A 20365-nucleotide genomic window follows, 5' to 3' on the forward strand; every position below is an offset into this window, starting at 1 on the left:
TTTCTCCCCAACTTTTAAGTGTAAGAGCTCACTGCGCCAGGGGGTAATTTCCCTGGCGTTTTCATTTGAAAATGGCGAGCCTGGTCACACTGTCTATACTTACACTGCTAACGTTTACTTAACATTTACAGAAGGACAGAGGATCCGAGGAGGTATTCAGGGTGACAGACCCGTTAACCGCTCCGCCGGTTTTGCGCGGAAACTACGCATTTTTCTTTGATTTGGATGGCACGCTGGCAGACATCAAGCCGCATCCCGATCAGGTCATTATTCCCGGGCCCATCCGCATGACGCTGCAGCAACTGGCTGAACAGCAGGAAGGGGCATTGGCATTGATTTCAGGGCGCTCAATGGCTGAGCTGGATGCGCTCGCGGCTCCTTATCACTTCCCGCTGGCGGGTGTGCACGGAGCTGAACGCCGTGATATCAAGGGTCAAACGCACATTGTGAGATTGCCCGCCACGCTTGCAGAGACGCTTCTGGCGTGGCTGACCGCAGGCATGGCCCCACTGACGGGCTGCGAAGTGGAGAACAAAGGGATGGCCTTTGCGCTGCATTATCGCCAGGCCCCGCAGCACCAGCAGGCGGTTGAACAGCTGGCGGCGCAGACCGTGTCTCGTTTTGAGGGACTGGCGCTGCAGCCGGGGAAATGCGTGGTGGAAATTAAACCGACAGGAATTAATAAAGGGGCCGCCATTTCGGCCTTCATGCAGGAAGCGCCGTTCCTTGGCCGACAGCCGGTGTTTATCGGCGATGACCTGACCGATGAGGCAGGATTTGACGTGGTCAATCTTGCCGGAGGAGTCTCGGTTAAAGTCGGTCCGGGAGAGACGCACGCGCATTTTCGTTTGGCAAGCGTCGCGGACACCCATCAATGGTTGCTCGAGCTCGCACAACAACACGCGCTAACTGACAGGAGAGAAGGCTATGAGTCGCTTGGTCGTAGTATCTAATCGTATTGCCCCACCGGATGACAAAAAATCTAGCGCAGGTGGGCTGGCGGTAGGTGTACTGGGGGCGCTTAAGGCCGCAGGTGGGCTGTGGTTTGGCTGGAGTGGGGAAACCGGTGATGAGGACAAGCCGCTAAAGAAAGTGACCCGCGGTGACATTACCTGGGCGTCTTTCAACCTCAATGAGCAGGATCATGACCTGTATTACAACCAGTTTTCCAACGCCGTGCTGTGGCCCGCATTTCACTACCGTCTGGATTTAGTCAACTTTCAGCGTGAAGCCTGGGAAGGATATTTGCGCGTCAACGCGACGCTGGCAGACAAACTGCTGCCGCTGATAAAGGAAGACGACACGCTGTGGGTACACGATTATCACCTGCTGCCGTTCGCCAGCGAATTGCGTCAACGCGGCATGAATAACCGCATCGGCTTTTTCCTGCACATTCCTTTCCCGACGCCGGAAGTCTTCAACGCGTTGCCAACACACGCGGAGCTGCTCGAGAAAATGTGTGACTACGATTTGCTGGGTTTCCAGACTGAGAACGACCGTCTGGCGTTTCTCGACTGTATCTCCAGCAAAACGCGCCTGACCAGCCGCGGCAGTAAAACGCACAGCGCCTGGGGCCACACGTTCCGTACCGAAGTGTATCCGATTGGTATCGATCCAAAGGAAATTGCCAGCCAGGCGCAGGGGCCGCTGCCACCGAAACTGGCGCAGCTTAAAGCCGAACTGAAAGGCGTGCAGAACATTTTTTCGGTGGAGCGACTGGATTATTCTAAAGGTCTGCCGGAGCGCTTCCAGGCCTATGAGGCACTTCTGGAGAAGTATCCGCAGCATCACGGTAAAATCCGTTACACCCAGATTGCACCGACCTCGCGGGGCGATGTGCAGGCCTATCAGGATATTCGCCATCAGCTGGAAAACGCCGCCGGACGCATCAACGGTCATTATGGGCAGCTGGGCTGGACACCACTTTATTACCTCAATCAGCACTTCGACAGGAAGCTATTAATGAAGGTGTTCCGCTATTCGGATGTTGGCCTGGTGACGCCGCTGCGTGACGGGATGAATCTGGTGGCGAAAGAGTATGTCGCAGCACAAGATCCTGCTAACCCTGGCGTGCTGGTGCTGTCACAGTTTGCTGGTGCGGCGAATGAATTAACATCGGCGCTGATCGTCAATCCCTACGACCGAGACGAAGTGGCTGCGGCGATGAACAGGGCGCTACTGATGCCGCTCACGGAGAGAGTGTCGCGTCATGCGGAAATGCTGGAGGTGATTAAGAAGAATGATATCTACCACTGGCAGGAGCGTTTCATTAACGATCTAAAGCAGATAACCCCGCGCACAGCGGAAAGCCGGCTACAGAATAAAGTCGCGGCGTTTCCCAAACTGGCGTGATAAATGAACTGGCGTGAAATAGCAAAAAACCCGGAGTGAACCGGGTTTTTTTATTCGTCTTGTAGCGACACCAGCAGCACATCGACACCGCTGTTCCCTGCCACACTTTTCGCGCTACAGGTGGCGCGCGCAAAGAAGCTTTTATTGTGATTCCCGCAGATAACCAAATCGACCTGCTGCTTCTGGCAAAAATCTTTAATGTGTTCACTTAATTCGCCGCAGGCAATGTTGGTGTTGGCAATCGGGTAATCGGCGCGGGCCGTCAGTTCGTCGAGAAACTGCCTCGTTTCTTCCTGCATCAACTCGCGTAAGTTTTCGAGCATCGGCGCCGCGAACTGGTTATACATTTCCGGATCGGTCGCCGAGGTGATGAGACTGATGCGCGCATTGACCGGCCGCGCAATAGCGACCGCTTTACTGACCAGCTTGTGACTTTCCGGTGTCGGTGCGACAGCAACTAACAAGTGAGTGTAGGTCATTGTGCCTCCTTAAAAAGGGACGGAAAAACGCCCATTCATTCCTATTACTCTGTTTTGTAAGCCTTCGCAAGGGGCCGTAATGGCATGAAATGTGAGGGCCTTCTAACATTCATTAATTATTCTTATATTAAGAATATCGCTTGACAGCAAGTTTGCGTGGCTTTTTACGCATTTATCCTAAACGCTCACTGTTGATAATATATTTGCAACTCATTCCCAACCTTAATTAACAGAATTCTCATAATTTTCATTTGTAATTATTATGAATTATCGAATGGCTAACTCACTGTTTTTCAAGGGCTAGTGGGGTGCGACTTCCGATAGGGTAGAGGGACTTCATACTTTCATTTGGTGATTATTAGATTTAGTGTAAAAAAAGAGCAACAGAACGTGTTCTCAGGAGTTATTCAGTTATATGGAATAGAAAAAAACTCAGGTTGGGTGAAATTTATACAAATCACAATTGTATCTGATGGATTTACTGCTATGATTCACCCAATTTATGTGACATTCGTCACATAAATTTCAAATTTTAGGTATAGCCACGTTGTATGTGCCAGAACTGGCGAGTAGAGTTGCGGCGAATTAGGAAAATTCTTAGTTAATTGTAAGATTATTTTAAAATTGTAGGATGGCCTGCCTGAACGCAAAAGCGTCCTTACAAGCAGAATGGATACAGCGCCTCAATCAACGATGCATTTTTGGCCTTTTCTTTTTTACCGGGTCTTTTACCCGGCGACATCACGGGGTGCGGCTTTGCCGCATAAAATAATAGTTGGTTATTCGGGATGGGAAAAATGCATACATCCGAGTTGCTAAAGCATATTTACGACATTAATTTGTCTTATTTATTACTTGCACAGCGTTTGATAAGTCAGGATAAAGCCTCTGCCATGTTCCGTCTCGGAATCAACGAAGAGATGGCGACAACGTTAGGCTCTCTGACCCTTCCACAGATGGTGAAAATAGCGGAAACAAACCAGTTGGTTTGTCAGTTCCGCTTTGACAGTCATCAGACCATCACCCAGCTCACGCAAGAGTCGCGGGTTGATGATTTGCAACAAATTCACACCGGTATTCTGCTCTCTACTCGCTTACTGAAGGAAGCTAGCCTCGCAGATGGCTCAGCACGGAAAAAAAGGGCCTGATCATGAGCGAAAAAAGCATTGTTCAGGAAGCCCGCGACATACAACTGGCAATGGAATTGATTACGCTGGGAGCACGTTTGCAGATGCTCGAAAGCGAAACACAGTTGAGTCGCGGTCGCCTCATTAAGTTGTACAAAGAGCTGCGCGGTAGCCCGCCGCCGAAAGGCATGCTGCCGTTCTCTACCGACTGGTTTATGACCTGGGAACAGAACATCCATTCATCGATGTTCTGTAATGCCTGGCAGTATTTGCTTAAAACCGGTCTGTGCAACGGCGTTGATGCGGTCATCAGGGCTTACCGTCTGTATCTCGAACAGTGTCCGCAGCAGGAAAATGGGCCAATTTTGGCGCTGACCCGTGCGTGGACCCTGGTCCGTTTTGTTGAGAGCGGTATGCTTGAGCTCAGCGGCTGCAACAGCTGCGGTGGCAATTTTATCACCCATGCTCACCAACCCGTGGGGAGCTTTGTGTGCAGTCTCTGCCAACCGCCATCACGTGCAGTAAAAAGACGTAAACTTTCCGGCGTACCTGCCGATATAACACCACAACTGCTGGATGAACAGATAGAGCAAGCTGTTTAACCGACGATCAGGTGTGGCAAAACACTCCAGCAGCGGACGAAGGTCCGCTGCTTTTTTTTGCCGCCGTTTCGGTGAAATGCTCCTCTGTTCATCCCGGGCTTATCAATAGCGGAAGGATGATGTCGTGCTTATCTTATTAGGTTACCTGGTTGTTCTTGGTACAGTTTTCGGCGGGTATGCGTTCACCGGCGGACACCTTGGGGCACTCTATCAGCCTGCTGAACTGATTATTATTGGCGGCGCGGGCCTAGGGGCATTTATCGTTGGCAACAACGGTAAGGCCATCAAGGGAACGCTGAAGGCGCTGCCGTTGCTGTTTCGTCGTTCGAAGTACACCAAAAGTATGTACATGGATCTGCTGGCGCTGCTGTATCGGCTGATGGCCAAGTCACGCCAGCAGGGGATGTTCTCGCTCGAACGTGATATCGAAAATCCGACCGAAAGTGAAATCTTCGCCAGCTATCCGCGCATTCTGGCCGACAAAATCATGCTGGAGTTCATCGTCGATTATTTGCGTCTCATCATCAGCGGCAACATGAACACCTTTGAAATTGAAGCGCTGATGGACGAAGAAATTGAAACCCACGAAAGCGAAGCCGAAGTGCCGGCCAACAGCCTTGCGCTGGTGGGTGATTCGCTGCCTGCATTCGGGATTGTAGCGGCGGTAATGGGCGTGGTTCACGCGCTCGGCTCGGCGGACCGTCCGGCGGCAGAGCTCGGGGCGATGATTGCCCATGCGATGGTCGGTACTTTCCTCGGTATTTTGCTGGCTTACGGATTCATTTCCCCGCTGGCGACGGTGCTGCGTCAGAAAAGTGCGGAAACCACCAAAATGATGCAGTGCGTCAAAATCACGCTGCTGTCGAATCTCAATGGCTACGCACCGCCAATCGCGGTGGAGTTTGGTCGTAAGACGTTGTACTCCAGCGAACGTCCATCGTTCATTGAGCTGGAAGAGCACGTTCGTGCGGTGCGCAATCCGACGGCACAACAGACGACCACCGAGGACGCATGAAAAATCAAGCCCACCCGATCGTCATCGTTAAGCGACGTAAGCATAAAAGCCACAGCAGCGCCGGGCACGGCTCGTGGAAAATTGCTTATGCCGACTTTATGACCGCGATGATGGCCTTCTTTCTGGTGATGTGGCTCATTTCTATTTCCAGCCCGAAAGAGCTGATTCAGATTGCCGAATATTTCCGCACGCCGCTGGCCACCGCGGTCACCGGCGGGGCGCGTATTTCTAACAGCGACAGCCCCATTCCCGGCGGTGGGGACGATTACACCCAGCAGCAGGGCGAAGTGAAAAAAGAGCCGAATATCGATGAGTTGAAAAAGCGCATGGAGCAGAACCGGCTGAAGAAAGTTCGCGGCGAACTTGATCAGCTGATCGAGTCCGATCCGAAACTACGCGCGCTGCGCCAGTATCTGAAAATCGATTTGGTGCAGGAAGGGCTGCGGATTCAGATTATCGACAGTCAGAACCGCCCGATGTTTAAAACCGGCAGCGCCGAAGTGGAATCGTACATGCGCGATATCCTGCGTGCGATTGCCCCAGTACTGAATGAAGTGCCGAACAAAATCAGTCTTTCAGGCCACACCGACGATTACCCGTACGCCAACGGTGACCGCGGTTACAGCAACTGGGAACTCTCAGCCGATCGCGCAAACGCCTCGCGCCGGGAGCTGGTTGCCGGTGGCCTGGACGACGGCAAAGTGCTGCGTGTCATCGGCATGGCCAACACCATGAAGTTAAAGCCGCACGGCGGTGATGACGCTATCAACCGCCGCATCAGTTTACTGGTGCTGAACACTCAGGCTGAGCAGGCGATTCTTCATGAAAACGCCGCCAGCCAGAACGAACCGTTAAGCGTATTACAGCAACCGGCGGCACTGCCTCCGGCGGCCAGTCCCACAGCGCCACAATCCTTCCAGAGGTGATAGCGTGAGCATGGATATCAGCGATTTTTATCAGACATTTTTTGATGAAGCCGACGAATTGTTGGCGGATATGGAGCAGCACCTGCTGGACCTCGTTCCAGAAGCCCCTGACTCAGAGCAACTGAACGCCATTTTTCGTGCCGCGCACTCGATAAAAGGCGGCGCGGGCACCTTCGGTTTTAGCGTTTTGCAGGAAACCACGCACCTGATGGAAAACCTGCTGGACGACGCACGGCGCGGTGAGATGCAGCTCAATACCGACATTATCAACCTGTTTTTGGAAACGAAAGACATTATGCAGGAACAGCTCGATGCCTATAAAAGCTCGCAGGAACCGGACGCTGCCAGCTTTGAATACATCTGTCATGCTCTGCGCCAGCTGGCCTTAGACGCAAAAGGTGAGGCGGTACCTCCGGCGGCGGGCGCAAAACTGACCGTGGTCGACAGCGAAGAAGCTGAAAGTGACGTGGCGATTGCCGCGGAACACAGCGCGGGTCAAACCCGCATTGTGCTTTCGCGCCTGAAAGCCGGTGAGCCGGAGATGTTGCAGGACGAACTCAGCAATCTCGCGCAGATAAGCCATGTGGTGAAAACGGCCGACTCCCTCAGCGCTAACCTCGATGGCGCGGTCTCGCAGGACGATATCGTGGCGGTGCTGTGCTTCGTTATTGAAGCCGATCAGATTGCCTTTGAAAACGCAGCGACAACCGCAGTTGCTGAAACGGCACCGGAAGGGGATGCTCCTGCGGTGCCTGCGGCGGTCAATGCGCCGGTACTCAAAGCCGTGCCGAAAGAGACCGTGCCAGCTCCGCGCATCGAGCGTGAAAAACCGGCGAAGGCCAGTGAATCGACCAGTATCCGCGTGGCGGTTGAAAAGGTCGATCAGCTGATTAACCTGGTGGGCGAACTGGTTATCACCCAGTCGATGCTGGCCCAGCGTTCCAACGAGCTGGATCCGGTTGAGCACGGTGATTTGATAACCAGCATGGGGCAGCTCGAGCGTAACGCTCGCGACCTGCAGGAATCGGTAATGTCGATTCGTATGATGCCGATGGAATACGTCTTCAGCCGGTTCCCGCGTCTGGTGCGAGACCTGGCAGGCAAACTGAATAAGCAAGTAGAACTGACCCTGATGGGCAGCTCTACAGAACTGGATAAAAGCCTGATCGAACGCATTATCGACCCGTTGACGCACCTGGTGCGAAACAGTCTCGATCACGGCATCGAATCGCCAGAAAATCGCATGGCAGTGGGTAAATCTGCAGTCGGCAACCTGATTCTCTCGGCGGAGCACCAGGGTGGAAACATCTGTATCGAAGTCACCGACGACGGCGCAGGTCTGAACCGTGACCGTATTCTGGCGAAGGCGATGTCGCAGGGTATGGCGGTCAGCGAAAACATGACTGACGAAGATGTCGGGATGCTGATTTTCGCGCCTGGCTTCTCGACCGCCGAGCAGGTGACTGACGTTTCCGGGCGCGGCGTCGGCATGGATGTGGTGAAACGGAACATTCAGGAGATGGGCGGCCACGTTGAGATTAAATCGAAGCAGGGCGCGGGCACCACTATTCGCATTCTGCTGCCGCTGACCCTGGCGATCCTCGACGGCATGTCGGTGAAAGTGAGCGGTGAAGTCTTCATTCTGCCGCTGAATGCGGTGATGGAATCCTTGCAACCGCGGGATGAAGATTTGCATCCGTTGGCGGGTGGCGAGCGCGTGCTGGAAGTGCGCGGCGAATACTTGCCGCTGGTAGAATTGTGGAAAGTTTTCGATGTTCAGGGGGCCAAAACCGAAGCCACTCAGGGCATCGTGGTTATCCTGCAAAGCGCAGGCCGCCGCTACGCGCTGCTGGTGGATCAGCTGATCGGCCAGCATCAGGTGGTGGTGAAAAATCTGGAAAGCAATTACCGCAAAGTGCCGGGCATTTCAGCCGCCACCATCCTCGGGGATGGCAGTGTGGCGCTGATTGTCGATGTTCAGGCCTTGCAGGGTTTGAATCGTGAGCAACGTGTGGCGAACACCGCCGCCTGATGGCAAGAAGAAGGGAAAAAAATGACCGGTATGACGAATGTAGCAAAACTGGCGGGCGAACCCTCGGGCCAGGAGTTCCTGGTCTTCACGTTGGGGAATGAAGAGTACGGGATTGATATCCTGAAGGTACAGGAAATTCGCGGTTACGATCAGGTAACGCGCATTGCCAACACCCCGTCGTTCATTAAAGGTGTGACCAACCTGCGCGGTGTGATTGTGCCGATAGTCGACCTGCGCGTGAAGTTCAGCCAGGAAGATGTGGAGTACAACGACAACACGGTGGTGATTGTTCTGAATCTCAGCCAGCGGGTGGTGGGGATTGTAGTAGATGGCGTGTCTGACGTGCTGTCGCTGGCGTCGGATCAGATTCGCCCGGCGCCGGAATTCGCCGTCACGCTGTCGACCGAATATCTCACCGGTCTCGGTGCGCTCGATGAACGCATGCTCATTCTGGTGAATATCGAAAAGCTGCTTAACAGCGAAGAAATGTCTCTGCTCGACAGCGCCGCCATCAGCGCCGCGTAAAGATTTCCCCCCGTAACTGCGGGGGGAATACCCCTCTGGTTTTACCCTTCCTTAACTACAGGTTAGGACCGCTAATATGCTCCCATTAACGCTGTGTGATTTACATCACAATAGAGGGAATATATTGTTTGCATCGTGTCATTTACGTCTGCCGATTCGATTGTAATTACATGATTTGTAAAGCGTAAATAAGTAAATACGGTAAAAGGCTTAATTTGCCTCCCGAAGTTGGTTGAATGAAATCTCCTGGACTAAATTTCAGATAAGGCGCCTGTGAGGTGGCCTGCTAACCTTCTGACGCACAACAAAAAAGCGCCAGGACTTCTGACTCCGGAGACGACCCGATGAACAGAACACGTCTTCTTATTACCTCCGTCAGTTTACTGGCGCTGGCGTCCTCAGGCGCACAGGCTGTCACCAGCCTTGGCACAATTGGTGCAACCTTAACCCTGACCAACGGTTGTCTGATCAACGGTTCACCCAGCCAAAGCGGGATCAACTTCGGTTCGCTCGATTTTGGTACGCATCCGGCAACCTTCGCCACGCTTACCACTCAGCTTTCGGGTGCCAGCGGTGGCAACAGCTTTACCGTCCAGTGCACCACCAATAGCTACACAGTGACCATCTCCGGGAATGCCAACAGCACTGCGCCAGGAACGGTCGTCGGCACGCCGGGCACACCGGGCCGCTATCTGATCAGTACCACCGATGCTGAGCAGGGGGTGGCGTATAGCCTCTACAGCGATAGCGGCTACAACAACGTGATAACCAACAACACCGCATTGCCGATAGCCTCCACCACCGGTGGCGTGGACAGCTACACCCTGTACGGACGTATTCAGGGCGGCGGCGACAGCGTGACCGTCGTGCCGGGCACTTACACCGACACGATTAACGTCAGCGTCAATTACTAAACCCGCGAATGACATGGGGTGCGTCAGGCTTCCTGCGGGAAGCCCGGGAATGGCTACGCCTTTTTGGACTGGTTGTGCTGCTGAGTATGAGCTTTCCGGTGCAGGCGCTGACGGTCTCCACCCAGTCATTCAAGGTCAATGCCACCATCACCCCGGGCTGTTCCGTGGCCACGGGTACTGGCGGGGCGATGGGGTCGCTGAATTTTGGCAGCTACAGCGGGGTGAAGTCTGGGCAGGTCAGCACCCAGTTTGTACCGAACGCCTCATTCACGCTGGCCTGTACGCCGGGCGTAGCGCTGAGCATGAGCATAAACGGCGGGCAGAATTACACCACGGTGCGCAACATGCAGCGTTCCGGTGGCACCGATCGGGTGCCTTACAGGCTGTACACCAGCAGTAGCCTGGCGGCCAACAGTGAAATTGGGGTCAATCAGAGTGTCTCCGTGGCCTACACCACCGGCGACAGTATTGCGCTCACCCTTTATGGGGCCGCGCAGTTAACCGGCTTTAGCCCGGCAGGAAATTACACTGACCAACTCACCGTGACGTTGTCATGGTAATACAGGGAGAAACACGATGAATCAGAGCTGTCTGCCGCGCGTGTTGTCCACGCTGGTTTGTCTGAGCGCACTCTTTCTGGCACCAACAGGCGCACATGCCGCTGCGACGGTGCTTATCTGGCCTATCGATCCTTATCTGGCTGCGGATAAAAAAGCCACCGAACTGTGGATTGAAAATCAGGGGGCGAGCGCCACCACCATGCAGGTGCGCATTGTCCGCTGGCAGCAGCAGGGTGGCCATGAGCGTTATCAGCAGCAACAGGATGTGGTGGCGAGTCCGCCGATTTTGCGCATCGACCGCGGCGGAAAGCAGCTGATCCGTCTGATCAAACAGAGCCCGGTGCCGCAGGGAAAAGAGTTCGCCTACCGAATTATCATCGATGAAATTCCACAGCCGGCGGCGGACACCAAACCGCAAATCGGCCTCAAGCTGCAAATGCGCTACTCGATCCCGCTGTTCGTTTACGGTCAGGGCGTGCCGGTGGAAGCCGAAGGGGCCAATCATGTGCTGGTTGACGGTCGCAATCTGAGCTGGAAGAACACCACTCTCGATGGAAAACCGGCGATTGAAGTGCGCAACCGCGATCGGGTCCATGTGCGATTAAGTGACGTTTCACTGCGCCAGGGAGGCAGCGAGCGGCAAATCGCACCCGGCCTGCTGGGGTATGTCCTGCCCGGCGAAAGCCGAAGCTGGCCGCTGCCGCCGGGGGTGACGCGTCCGGAACAGATTAGCGCGACCATCAATGCACAGGACGCGAAATGGCAGTCCGCACCGGGCAACTGACGAAACTTGCCATGTGCATATTGCTAACCAGCTCAGGTCTTTGTCGGGCAGAATCGGGCGACGATCTGCTGCCGCCGCCGCCGGATGCACGCGAGATTAATCAGCAGTCGGTGTATCAGCTTGGGCTGATTATCAACCACTACGATACTGAAACCGTGGTGCCCGTAACCCAGCGGGATAACCATTGGTTTATCGCCAGTGCCGACCTGCAACGCGCCGGGCTGCCGAAAGATAAACTGCCGACGGGCGACGTCGATATTTCGGCGCTGAGTGAGGTCAAAACTGAGTACGACGGCAATGGCCAGCGGCTGTTGCTCACCGTGCCGTCCGACTGGTTCGCCGCTAAAGAAGCCACTTTTCAGGACGGGATCAAACGCGCTGTTCCGCTGGACGGCACAGGCGCGTTGCTCAATTACGATGTCTACACCAGCCAGACTCAGCATGGAGCGGGCCAGGCGGCCATCTGGCATGAACTGCGCTTTTTCAGCGGCAAGAATAGCCTCTCTTCGACCGGTTACGTCCGGCAAAATCTCAGCGGCGAAAGCCAGCTCGCCGACGGTTATATGCGCTACGACACCACGTTAAGCTACACCGATGACGATAACGCCCTCGAATGGGATTTGGGCGACACCATCAGTGATGCCCTGAGCTGGAGCAACAGCGTGCGCGTCGGCGGGGTGCGAATTGGGCGTGATTTTTCGTTGCGTCCTGATCTCGTCACCTGGCCGCTGCCGACCTTTACCGGCGATGCGGCGGTGCCGACGTCGGTGGACTTGTTCATTGATGGCTATCGCGCAGGCTCGACCCAGCTTCAGCCCGGACCGTTTACGCTGACCAACCTGCCGTACATCAACGGTGCGGGCAACGCGGTGCTGGTCACCACCGATGCGTTGGGCCGACAGGTCAGCACCACGCTGCCGTTTTACGTCGCCAGCGAAATGCTCAAACCCGGACTCAGCGACGGCGCGGCGACCTTCGGTGCATTGCGGCGTAACTACGGCATCGAAAATTTTGACTACGGCCCGGCGGTAGGCAGCGGTACCTGGCGCTACGGCGTGAATGATTATCTGACACTGGAAGGACACGCGGAAGGCGCGGAATCACTGGCGCTCGGCGGGGCAGGCACGCTGGTGAAACTCGGCCAGTTTGGGATCGTCAACGGCAGCTACACCTTCAGCCAAATGTACGGCGAAGGCGGGCAGCAGCTTAACTGGGGCTATCAGTACAGCACCGGCGCATTCAGCTTTATTACTCAGCATACCCATCGCGATAAAACCTTCGGCAACCTTGCGCTGTACGACACCCCACGTCTGTACGATGACGAAAATAATCCCATTGCCAGCCTCAGCCAGCGCAGCGACCAGTATTCGCTGTCGCTGAATATGGGTAACTACGGCAATATCGGCGCGGCGTGGATTGGGGTTCAGAGCTTTGACAGCCAAAAAACCGAGCTGCTGAATCTCTCCTGGAGCCGTAACCTGTGGGGAAGCAGCAGTATTTATCTTGCGGCCAGCCGCGACCAGCAGCGCGGAGACTGGACGCTGGCAATGTCGCTGCAAATCCCGCTTGGCGACAGGGATAGCGTGGCGGTGAGCACCGAAAATACGCCGGATTACGGCAATACCCAGCGCGTTAGCTATAACCACACCATGCCGTCCGACGGCGGATTTAGCTGGAATCTGGCCTGGGCGCAGCAGTCGCAGTCGAGCAACTATCAGCAGGCCACGCTCGGCTGGCGCAATAACAATATCGAATTGCAGGGCGGCGGCTACGGCGAAGAAAACGAAATGACCTGGTGGGCCGAAGCGATGGGATCGCTGGTGCTGATGGATGGGCAGCTATTCGCCGCCAATAAAATCAACGATGCGTTTGTGGTGATCAGTACCGACGGACAGCCGTCGGTGCCAGTGAGCTACGAGCATCAGCTTGTGGGTGAAACCAACGATAAAGGCTACCTGCTGATTAGCGGCGTCTCGGCCTGGTATCCCGCGAACTACAGCATTAACGCCCTGAACCTGCCGGCGGATACCCAACTTAAACAGACCGAAAGACGCATTGCGTTACGGCGTAACAGTGGCTATCTGCTTGAATTTCCGATGGAAGAAGAACGCGTGGCGAGCGTTATTCTCCATGACGAGGCTGGAAAACCGTTACCCGTCGCCAGTCTCGTTTCGCGTGCCGGAAAAGCGGATGCGCCGGTGGGCTACGACGGCATCGCCTGGCTTGAAAACCTGAAGGATAACAACCCGCTGACTGTCACCACGCCGGACGGCAAACACTGTGTGGCCAATTTCACGACGCAGCCGAACCCTGACCACAAACTGCAGACCTACGGACCGCTCATCTGCCGGGAGACGAAATAATGCGTCGCGCTTTAGGGTTGTTGGTCCTGCTCTGGCTGGTGAGTCTGCCAGGGCACGCGGCCTGTACGGTCAGCATGGCGAATGGGTCATTTGGCAGCCTCTCGTCCTTCACGATCAAGAGCACCGAACAGCAAACGTCGGCCAATTTGGTCGTCAGCTGCGATACGGTGCTGAACCTGCTGACCAGCGATACGATCTCCATGAACGTGGTCAGCGCTACCGCCACCTCGGGGACGCGCCCGGCGCTGAAAAACACCGCCGCCGCCGATGTGGTGCCAGTCAGGGTCTGCGGCACCTCTTCATGCAGCAACACGACGGAAACGGCCATCGCACAAACCTATACCTGGAGCGGGAATACGTTGCTCGGCCTGCTAACCTCCAAAAGCTACACCTTGCCGATTTACTTCCGCACGGTGGCGGGGCAGAGCGTCAGCGCCGGAAATTACCAGGTCAGCATCAACCTGCGCATCAGCTATAGCGTCTGCCCGACGGGGCTGTTGGGGATTTGCCTGGGCACGCCGCAAACCGGTACCGTTGTGATGACGACGCTGTTAAACATGACTGTCACCACCGACTGCATCACCATCAGCGCGCCGGATGTGAACTTCGGCAGCGCGCCGCTGGTGAGTCATTTCCTGCCGGTGTCGCAATCCGTCGCCATCACCTGCACCAAAGGCAGCGTCTATACCGTAGGCATCAACAATGGCGCGAACGCGGGCAGTGGCACGGTGCGAAAAATGGTTAGCGGTAACAATTCGATGAGTTATGACATCTATAAGGGTAGCACCAGCAACCGTTGGGGACCGAGCGGGAGTGAACGCTGGGCGAGCAGCGCCGCAAGCTCTGTCAGCGCTGACGGAACGGTGAATACCTACAACTATACCGCCCGAATGCTGAGTGGGCAGACCACGCCGCCCGCCGGGAGTTACACCGACACGCTGGTGGTGGACGTCACCTTCTGATGGCGTCGCGTGACTTAACGTAAAGTTCTGTGGATACGTGCCGATAACACCGCTATCACGTTATTGAAAAGGTGTTGTATGTTGAACCGTATCCGCGTTGTCACCCTGTTGATGTTGGTGCTGGTCGTCTTCGCACTGCTTCAGCTGCTGTCCGGTGGCTTTCTGTTCTCGTCCCTGCAGCAAAACCAGCACAGTTTTTCCCTCTCGAATGAGCTGCGTACCCGTCAGACCGAACTGAGCAAAACCTGGGAGCTGATGCTGCAAACACGCATCAACCTGAGCCGCTCATCGGCGCGCATGATGATGGACACCGCCAATCAGCAAAGCAGTGCCAAAACGGACCTGCTGAACAACGCCAAAACCTCACTGGCGGAGGCGGCAAAACACTACGCGGCTTTCACTGAGCTTACAGCCCAGCCTGATCTGGCGGATGTCAGTGCTACGGTGGATGCGAGCTATCAGAAATATTTCGCCGGGCTGACCGAACTGGTGGGCTTCCTGCAAAACGGCAACATGGATGCCTATTTCGCCCAGCCTACGCAGGGGATGCAAAACGGCTTGAGCGACGCGATGACCCAGTATGCGACGCAGAGCGAAACCCTTTATCAGCACGCCTTGAGCACCAGCAAACGTGATTACAAATTTGCCCAGTGGCAGCTGGCGGCAATCGCCATTGTGCTGGTGATTATCCTCGCCGCGGCGTGGTACGGCATACGCCACATTCTGCTTAATCCGCTGGCGGGCGTGATGAGCCATTTGCGCCGAATTGCGCAGGGCGATTTGACGCAGCCGGTCAACGTGCGCGGACGTAACGAAATTGCCGCGCTGGCCGAAACCGTTAACCAGATGCAGAAGTCGCTGATCGACACCGTCACCCGCGTGCGTCAGGGTTCCGACGCCATTTACACCGGCACCAGCGAAATCGCGATCGGCAATAACGATCTCTCCTCCCGCACCGAAGAACAGGCGTCTGCCCTCGAGCAAACCGCTGCCAGTATGGAAGAGCTGACCGCCACCGTGAAGCAGAACGCCGAGAATGCCCGTCAGGCGTCGCAGCTGGCGCTCAGCGCCTCCGAAACTGCCCAGCGCGGCGGCAAAGTGGTGGATGGCGTGGTGAAAACCATGCACGACATCGCCGCCAGTTCGCAGAAGATTTCTGATATCACCGGCGTTATCGACGGGATTGCCTTCCAGACCAACATTCTGGCACTCAACGCCGCGGTCGAAGCCGCGCGCGCCGGGGAGCAGGGCCGTGGTTTTGCTGTGGTCGCCGGGGAAGTGCGTAACCTCGCGAGCCGCAGTGCCCAGGCGGCAAAAGAGATCAAAGGCCTGATTGAAGACTCGGTATCAAAAGTGGACACCGGTTCGGTACTGGTGGAAAGCGCGGGCGAAACCATGAGCGATATCGTCAACGCCGTCACCCGCGTCACCGACATCATGGGCGAGATTTCCTCGGCCTCCGACGAACAGAGCCGCGGCATCGATCAGGTTGCTCTCGCCGTCTCCGAAATGGATCGCGTCACCCAACAAAACGCCGCGCTGGTGCAGCAGTCCGCTGCCGCCGCTGCGGCACTTGAAGAGCAGTCAGGCAGCCTGGCCCGCGCCGTTTCCGCGTTTCAGATTGCCACCGTCAGCAACCGTGCAGTGAGTAAAACGACAAGCGTTCCACCGGCCAGCCGCGAGCCACTGCGCCCGCACGTTGCCGCCGCCGGAATCGATGATAACTGGGAAACTTTTTAACTTTACGCGGCCTGTTGCCGTATATCGGGAGTGGTGATGTTCAATCGAATTCGTATCTCGACCACCTTGTTTCTGATTCTGGTGGTGTGTGGTCTGTTACAGGTGGGCAGTAACGGGCTGTCGTTTTGGGCATTTCGTGATGGACAGCAAAACCTCAGTCAGGTTGAGCAAGGGAATGTGCAGTTAAGCAGTCTGATGGACGCCCGCGTGGTGTTGCTTCAGGCCAGCACCGCGCTGAATAAAGCCGGAACGCTGACCGCGTTGAGCTATCCGCCGGAAGACATCAAAAAGCTGATGACCAGCGCGCGTCGGGATTTGAAACAGGCGGACAAAGAGTTTGCTGAGTTTATGGCGATCCCGCCGGTGAATGATGAAGCCATCGCATTGCAGGCGCAAAGCAAGCAAACCTATGCCGACCTGCACGCCGCGCTCGATCACCAGGCGACCTGGCTTGAAAGCAATCAGCTTTCAGACTTTATGACCGCGCCTGTGCAAACGGCACAGGACGCGTTCGACGCCAACTACCACACCTGGCAGCAGAATATTGGGGCGTATGTACAAAATGCGCGTCACGCCAGCGAGGCGAATTATCACCGTTCGGCGGCGATTTTCATCGCCATGGTGGTGCTCGCCGCGCTGATTACCAGCGGCGCACTGCTGTGGACGCGTCGCATGATCGTTCAGCCGCTCAACATTATCAGCAGTCACTTCAACAGTATTGCGCAGGGCAACCTGGCGCGGCCAGTGTCGGTGTTCGGCAAGAACGAAATATCGGCTATTTTTGCCGGACTGAAAGCGATGCAAACCGCGCTGCGCGACACCGTAAGCCAGGTGCGGCAGGGCAGTCACGCGATGCACACCGGAATTTCGGAAATCGCTGCCGGTAATAACGATCTCTCTTCACGCACCGAACAGCAGGCGGCGTCGCTGGCAGAAACCGCGGCGAGCATGGAGCAACTGACCGCCACCGTCGGGCAGAACGCTGACAATGCCCGACAGGCCTCTGGCCTGGCGAGCACAGCAGCATCGACGGCCAAACGCGGCGGTGAGCAGGCGTCACACGTGGCGGAGACCATGCACGGTATCGCCACCAGTTCGCGCAAAATTGGCGACATTATTAGCGTTATCGACGGGATTGCCTTCCAGACCAATATTCTGGCCCTCAACGCGGCGGTCGAAGCGGCACGAGCGGGCGAGCAGGGCCGTGGATTTGCGGTGGTGGCCGGCGAGGTGCGTAACCTTGCCAGCCGCAGCGCCCAGGCGGCAAAAGAGATTAAAGGCCTGATTGAAGAGTCGGTGTCCCGGGTGCAGGAAGGTTCTGCGCTGGTGGATACCGCCGCCAACACCATGAATGAGATCGTCCGTTCCGTCACCCAGGTTAACGACATCATGGGTGAGATTGCCTCGGCGTCTGACGAACAGCGTCGTGGTATCGAACAGGTGGCGCTGGCGGTAAGCCAGATGGATCAGGTGACGCAGCAAAACGCCTCGCTGGTGGAAGAAGCGGCGGCGGCGACCGAACAGCTGGCAGGGCAGGCAGACAGCCTGACCGCGCTGGTGTCGTTGTTTGAACTTGAAGAAAAAAGAGTACCGCATCATCAAGAAGGGGCACCGCCAGTTGCCGTGCCTGTGGTTTCCTGAAAGGACGTAAGAAGAAGGCGCTATGACTGCAACTCTGCCCAACGGGCAATCGTCATTACTCATGCAGATGACACAGCGCCTGGCGCTGTCCGACGCGCAGTTTCGTCGGATATGCCAACTGATCTACCAGCGCGCAGGTATTGTGCTGGCCGATCACAAGCGCGACATGGTGTACAACAGGCTGGTGCGACGCTTGCGCCAGCTCGGTCTCGATGATTTTGGCCGCTATCTGGCAATGCTGGAGGCCAATCAGGATAACGCCGAGTGGCAGGCATTTATTAACTCGCTGACCACTAACCTCACGGCCTTTTTCCGCGAGGCGCACCATTTCCCGACTTTGGCCGAGCACGCGAAGCGGCGTCAGGGTGAGTATCGCGTCTGGAGCGCGGCGGCATCGACCGGCGAAGAGCCGTACTCGATTGCCATCACGCTCGCCGACACGTTGGGCACCGCGCCGGGTCGCTGGAAGGTTTTTGCCAGCGACATCGACACCGAAGTCCTGAACAAAGCGCAGAACGGCGTTTATCGCCAGGATGAGCTGAAAACGCTGTCGCAGCAGCAACTACAGCACTATTTCATGCGTGGTACTGGGCCACACGACGGCCTGGTGCGTGTGCGCCAGGAGCTGGCGAACTATGTTGATTTTGCTCCGGTGAATTTGCTCGATAAAAGCTACAACGTGCCGGGGCCATTCGATGCGATTTTTTGTCGCAACGTGATGATTTACTTCGACAAGACGACGCAGCAGGAGATCCTGCGCCGCTTTGTTCCCCTGCTTAAGCCTGACGGATTACTGTTTGCCGGGCACTCAGAGAACTTCAGCAACCTCGTGCGCGAGTTCAGTCTGCGGGGGCAGACGGTGTACGCGCTGAATAAGGATAAAGCATGAGTAAAATCAGGGTGTTGTCTGTCGATGATTCGGCGCTGATGCGTCAAATTATGACCGAGATTGTCAACAGCCACAGCGATATGGAGATGGTCGCGACGGCACCAGATCCGCTGGTTGCCCGGGATTTGATCAAAAAATATAACCCGGACGTGCTGACGCTGGATGTCGAAATGCCGCGCATGGATGGCCTCGATTTTCTGGAGAAGCTGATGCGCCTGCGGCCGATGCCGGTGGTGATGGTTTCCTCGCTGACTGGTAAAGGCTCGGAAGTGACGTTACGCGCGCTGGAGCTGGGTGCGGTGGATTTTGTCACCAAGCCGCAGATTGGCATTCGCGAAGGGATGCTGGCCTACAGCGAAATGATTGCCGACAAAGTGCGGGCTGCCTCGCGGGCGCAGATTAGCGCGCATAAAACGCTGGCAGCGCCGGTGGCGCTCAAAGCCGGGCCGATGCTCAGCTCTGAAAAGCTGCTGGTGATTGGCGCCTCAACGGGCGGCACCGAAGCGATTCGTCACGTGCTGCAACCTCTGCCGCTGACCAGTCCGGCAATTTTAATCACCCAGCATATGCCGCCGGGGTTCACCCGTTCATTCGCGGAACGGCTGAACAAGCTGTGCCAGATTGCGGTGAAAGAGGCCGAAGACGGCGAGCGCGTATTGCCAGGCCACGCCTACATCGCGCCGGGTGACAAACATATGGAGCTGGCGCGTAGCGGGGCCAACTATCAAATCAAAATTCATGACGGGCCGCCGGTTAACCGGCACCGTCCGTCGGTGGATGTGCTGTTTCATTCGGTGGCGAAAAACGCCGGGCGCAATGCGGTGGGGGTGATCCTCACCGGAATGGGAAACGACGGCGCCGCCGGAATGTTAGCGATGCACCAGGCTGGCGCCTGGACTATTGCGCAGAACGAGGCAAGTTGTGTGGTGTTCGGCATGCCGCGTGAAGCCATCAATATGGGTGGTGTCAGCGAAGTGGTCGATCTTAGTCAGGTAAGCCAGCAGATGCTGGCGAAAATCAGTGCCGGACAGGCAATACGTATTTAAGAGGAGTGAAGTTAAATGGCGGATAAAGAGCTTAAGTTTCTGGTTGTGGATGACTTTTCCACCATGCGTCGCATCGTGCGTAACCTGCTGAAAGAGCTGGGTTTCAACAACGTTGAAGAAGCAGAAGATGGCGTAGATGCGCTGAATAAACTTCAGACGGGTGGATATGGTTTCGTGATTTCAGACTGGAACATGCCGAACATGGATGGGCTGGACCTGCTGAAAACCATTCGCGGTGATGGCGCGATGTCAGCATTACCGGTGCTGATGGTCACGGCGGAAGCGAAGAAAGAGAACATCATCGCTGCCGCTCAGGCCGGGGCCAGCGGGTATGTCGTGAAACCGTTTACGGCAGCTATCCTCGAGGAGAAGCTGAACAAAATCTTCGAAAAGCTCGGTATGTGAGGC

General features: G+C 55.9%; 19 protein-coding genes. 18 read left to right on the forward strand and 1 reads right to left on the reverse strand.

The window, feature by feature from the left end; translation table 11 throughout:
- Positions 1-161: 161 nt before the first annotated feature.
- Together otsB and otsA are read left to right on the forward strand one after the other, a co-directional pair.
- The gene (gene otsB / locus MUU51_RS17570; RefSeq protein WP_159776797.1) at positions 162-953 is read left to right on the forward strand and encodes a trehalose-phosphatase; all 792 of its coding nucleotides are present in this window, start codon (positions 162-164) and stop codon (positions 951-953) included.
- Positions 928-2352: an alpha,alpha-trehalose-phosphate synthase gene (gene otsA / locus MUU51_RS17575; protein WP_258968237.1), complete on the forward strand. Its 1425-nt coding sequence runs from the start codon at positions 928-930 to the stop codon at positions 2350-2352. Before otsB ends, otsA begins: the two co-directional genes overlap by 26 nt.
- Before the next feature lie 50 nt (positions 2353-2402).
- Here the strand turns inward: otsA and uspC are convergent, their stop codons facing one another.
- Entirely contained in the window at positions 2403-2831 is a 429-nt protein-coding gene (uspC, locus tag MUU51_RS17580) for a universal stress protein UspC (protein WP_159776799.1), read from the reverse strand.
- Between the two features lie 797 nt (positions 2832-3628).
- On the opposite strand from uspC, the gene flhD reads away from it, so the two are divergent.
- The 16 genes from flhD (at position 3629) to cheY (ending at position 20362) form a co-directional block, all read left to right on the forward strand.
- Complete coding sequence (flhD, locus tag MUU51_RS17585; RefSeq protein WP_200849738.1) at positions 3629-3979, forward strand: flagellar transcriptional regulator FlhD; 351 nt, start codon at positions 3629-3631, stop codon at positions 3977-3979.
- A 2-nt stretch (positions 3980-3981) separates the two neighbouring features.
- On the forward strand, positions 3982-4560 hold the full coding sequence (gene flhC, locus MUU51_RS17590) for a flagellar transcriptional regulator FlhC (protein WP_159776801.1): 579 nt from the start codon (positions 3982-3984) through the stop codon (positions 4558-4560).
- Between the two features lie 124 nt (positions 4561-4684).
- Complete coding sequence (motA, locus tag MUU51_RS17595) at positions 4685-5575, forward strand: flagellar motor stator protein MotA (RefSeq protein ID WP_159776802.1); 891 nt, start codon at positions 4685-4687, stop codon at positions 5573-5575.
- Positions 5572-6501, forward strand: a complete 930-nt coding sequence (gene motB, locus MUU51_RS17600) for a flagellar motor protein MotB (RefSeq protein ID WP_159776803.1) — start codon at positions 5572-5574, stop codon at positions 6499-6501. The genes motA and motB overlap by 4 nt, the downstream gene beginning before the upstream one ends.
- Before the next feature lie 10 nt (positions 6502-6511).
- Complete coding sequence (cheA, locus tag MUU51_RS17605; RefSeq protein WP_258968257.1) at positions 6512-8533, forward strand: chemotaxis protein CheA; 2022 nt, start codon at positions 6512-6514, stop codon at positions 8531-8533.
- A 21-nt stretch (positions 8534-8554) separates the two neighbouring features.
- Complete coding sequence (cheW, locus tag MUU51_RS17610) at positions 8555-9058, forward strand: chemotaxis protein CheW (protein WP_125351895.1); 504 nt, start codon at positions 8555-8557, stop codon at positions 9056-9058.
- 344 nt (positions 9059-9402) lie between these two features.
- Positions 9403-9972 carry a Csu type fimbrial protein gene (locus MUU51_RS17615; protein WP_159776805.1) on the forward strand — a complete coding sequence of 190 codons (570 nt, stop codon included), beginning with the start codon at positions 9403-9405 and terminating at the stop codon, positions 9970-9972.
- A gap of 86 nt (positions 9973-10058) precedes the next feature.
- A complete protein-coding gene (locus tag MUU51_RS17620; protein WP_159776836.1) occupies positions 10059-10532 on the forward strand; it encodes a Csu type fimbrial protein in 474 nt (157 codons plus the stop codon).
- Between the two features lie 16 nt (positions 10533-10548).
- On the forward strand, positions 10549-11316 hold the full coding sequence (locus MUU51_RS17625) for a fimbrial biogenesis chaperone (RefSeq protein ID WP_258968238.1): 768 nt from the start codon (positions 10549-10551) through the stop codon (positions 11314-11316).
- Entirely contained in the window at positions 11292-13679 is a 2388-nt protein-coding gene (locus tag MUU51_RS17630) for a fimbria/pilus outer membrane usher protein (RefSeq protein WP_258968239.1), read from the forward strand. The genes MUU51_RS17625 and MUU51_RS17630 overlap by 25 nt, the downstream gene beginning before the upstream one ends.
- Positions 13679-14641: a Csu type fimbrial protein gene (locus MUU51_RS17635; RefSeq protein WP_258968240.1), complete on the forward strand. Its 963-nt coding sequence runs from the start codon at positions 13679-13681 to the stop codon at positions 14639-14641. The genes MUU51_RS17630 and MUU51_RS17635 overlap by 1 nt, the downstream gene beginning before the upstream one ends.
- Before the next feature lie 78 nt (positions 14642-14719).
- Complete coding sequence (gene tar, locus MUU51_RS17640) at positions 14720-16381, forward strand: methyl-accepting chemotaxis protein II (RefSeq protein WP_258968241.1); 1662 nt, start codon at positions 14720-14722, stop codon at positions 16379-16381.
- 36 nt (positions 16382-16417) lie between these two features.
- Entirely contained in the window at positions 16418-18022 is a 1605-nt protein-coding gene (gene tap, locus MUU51_RS17645; RefSeq protein ID WP_159776810.1) for a methyl-accepting chemotaxis protein IV, read from the forward strand.
- 22 nt (positions 18023-18044) lie between these two features.
- The gene (cheR, locus tag MUU51_RS17650) at positions 18045-18911 is read left to right on the forward strand and encodes a protein-glutamate O-methyltransferase CheR (protein ID WP_159776811.1); all 867 of its coding nucleotides are present in this window, start codon (positions 18045-18047) and stop codon (positions 18909-18911) included.
- Entirely contained in the window at positions 18908-19957 is a 1050-nt protein-coding gene (locus MUU51_RS17655; RefSeq protein WP_159776812.1) for a protein-glutamate methylesterase/protein-glutamine glutaminase, read from the forward strand. Before cheR ends, MUU51_RS17655 begins: the two co-directional genes overlap by 4 nt.
- Positions 19958-19972: 15 nt before the next feature.
- Positions 19973-20362 carry a chemotaxis response regulator CheY gene (gene cheY, locus MUU51_RS17660; protein WP_110512346.1) on the forward strand — a complete coding sequence of 130 codons (390 nt, stop codon included), beginning with the start codon at positions 19973-19975 and terminating at the stop codon, positions 20360-20362.
- Positions 20363-20365 lie beyond the last annotated feature (3 nt).

The organism is Scandinavium manionii, from assembly GCF_024764775.1.
Taxonomy (GTDB): Bacteria; Pseudomonadota; Gammaproteobacteria; order Enterobacterales; family Enterobacteriaceae; genus Scandinavium; species Scandinavium manionii.

Coding starts and splice junctions, on each gene's coding strand:
- MUU51_RS17635 (WP_258968240.1), top strand. CDS start 13,679: ATGCGTCGCGCTTTAGGGTTGTTGGTCCTGCTCTGGCTGGTGAGTCTG.
- tar (WP_258968241.1), top strand. CDS start 14,720: ATGTTGAACCGTATCCGCGTTGTCACCCTGTTGATGTTGGTGCTGGTC.
- MUU51_RS17625 (WP_258968238.1), top strand. CDS start 10,549: ATGAATCAGAGCTGTCTGCCGCGCGTGTTGTCCACGCTGGTTTGTCTG.
- otsA (WP_258968237.1), top strand. CDS start 928: ATGAGTCGCTTGGTCGTAGTATCTAATCGTATTGCCCCACCGGATGAC.
- MUU51_RS17620 (WP_159776836.1), top strand. CDS start 10,059: ATGAGCTTTCCGGTGCAGGCGCTGACGGTCTCCACCCAGTCATTCAAG.
- cheY (WP_110512346.1), top strand. CDS start 19,973: ATGGCGGATAAAGAGCTTAAGTTTCTGGTTGTGGATGACTTTTCCACC.
- uspC (WP_159776799.1), bottom strand. CDS start 2,831: ATGACCTACACTCACTTGTTAGTTGCTGTCGCACCGACACCGGAAAGT.
- flhD (WP_200849738.1), top strand. CDS start 3,629: ATGCATACATCCGAGTTGCTAAAGCATATTTACGACATTAATTTGTCT.
- motB (WP_159776803.1), top strand. CDS start 5,572: ATGAAAAATCAAGCCCACCCGATCGTCATCGTTAAGCGACGTAAGCAT.
- tap (WP_159776810.1), top strand. CDS start 16,418: ATGTTCAATCGAATTCGTATCTCGACCACCTTGTTTCTGATTCTGGTG.
- cheR (WP_159776811.1), top strand. CDS start 18,045: ATGACTGCAACTCTGCCCAACGGGCAATCGTCATTACTCATGCAGATG.
- cheW (WP_125351895.1), top strand. CDS start 8,555: ATGACCGGTATGACGAATGTAGCAAAACTGGCGGGCGAACCCTCGGGC.
- MUU51_RS17630 (WP_258968239.1), top strand. CDS start 11,292: ATGGCAGTCCGCACCGGGCAACTGACGAAACTTGCCATGTGCATATTG.
- flhC (WP_159776801.1), top strand. CDS start 3,982: ATGAGCGAAAAAAGCATTGTTCAGGAAGCCCGCGACATACAACTGGCA.
- MUU51_RS17615 (WP_159776805.1), top strand. CDS start 9,403: ATGAACAGAACACGTCTTCTTATTACCTCCGTCAGTTTACTGGCGCTG.
- MUU51_RS17655 (WP_159776812.1), top strand. CDS start 18,908: ATGAGTAAAATCAGGGTGTTGTCTGTCGATGATTCGGCGCTGATGCGT.
- cheA (WP_258968257.1), top strand. CDS start 6,512: ATGGATATCAGCGATTTTTATCAGACATTTTTTGATGAAGCCGACGAA.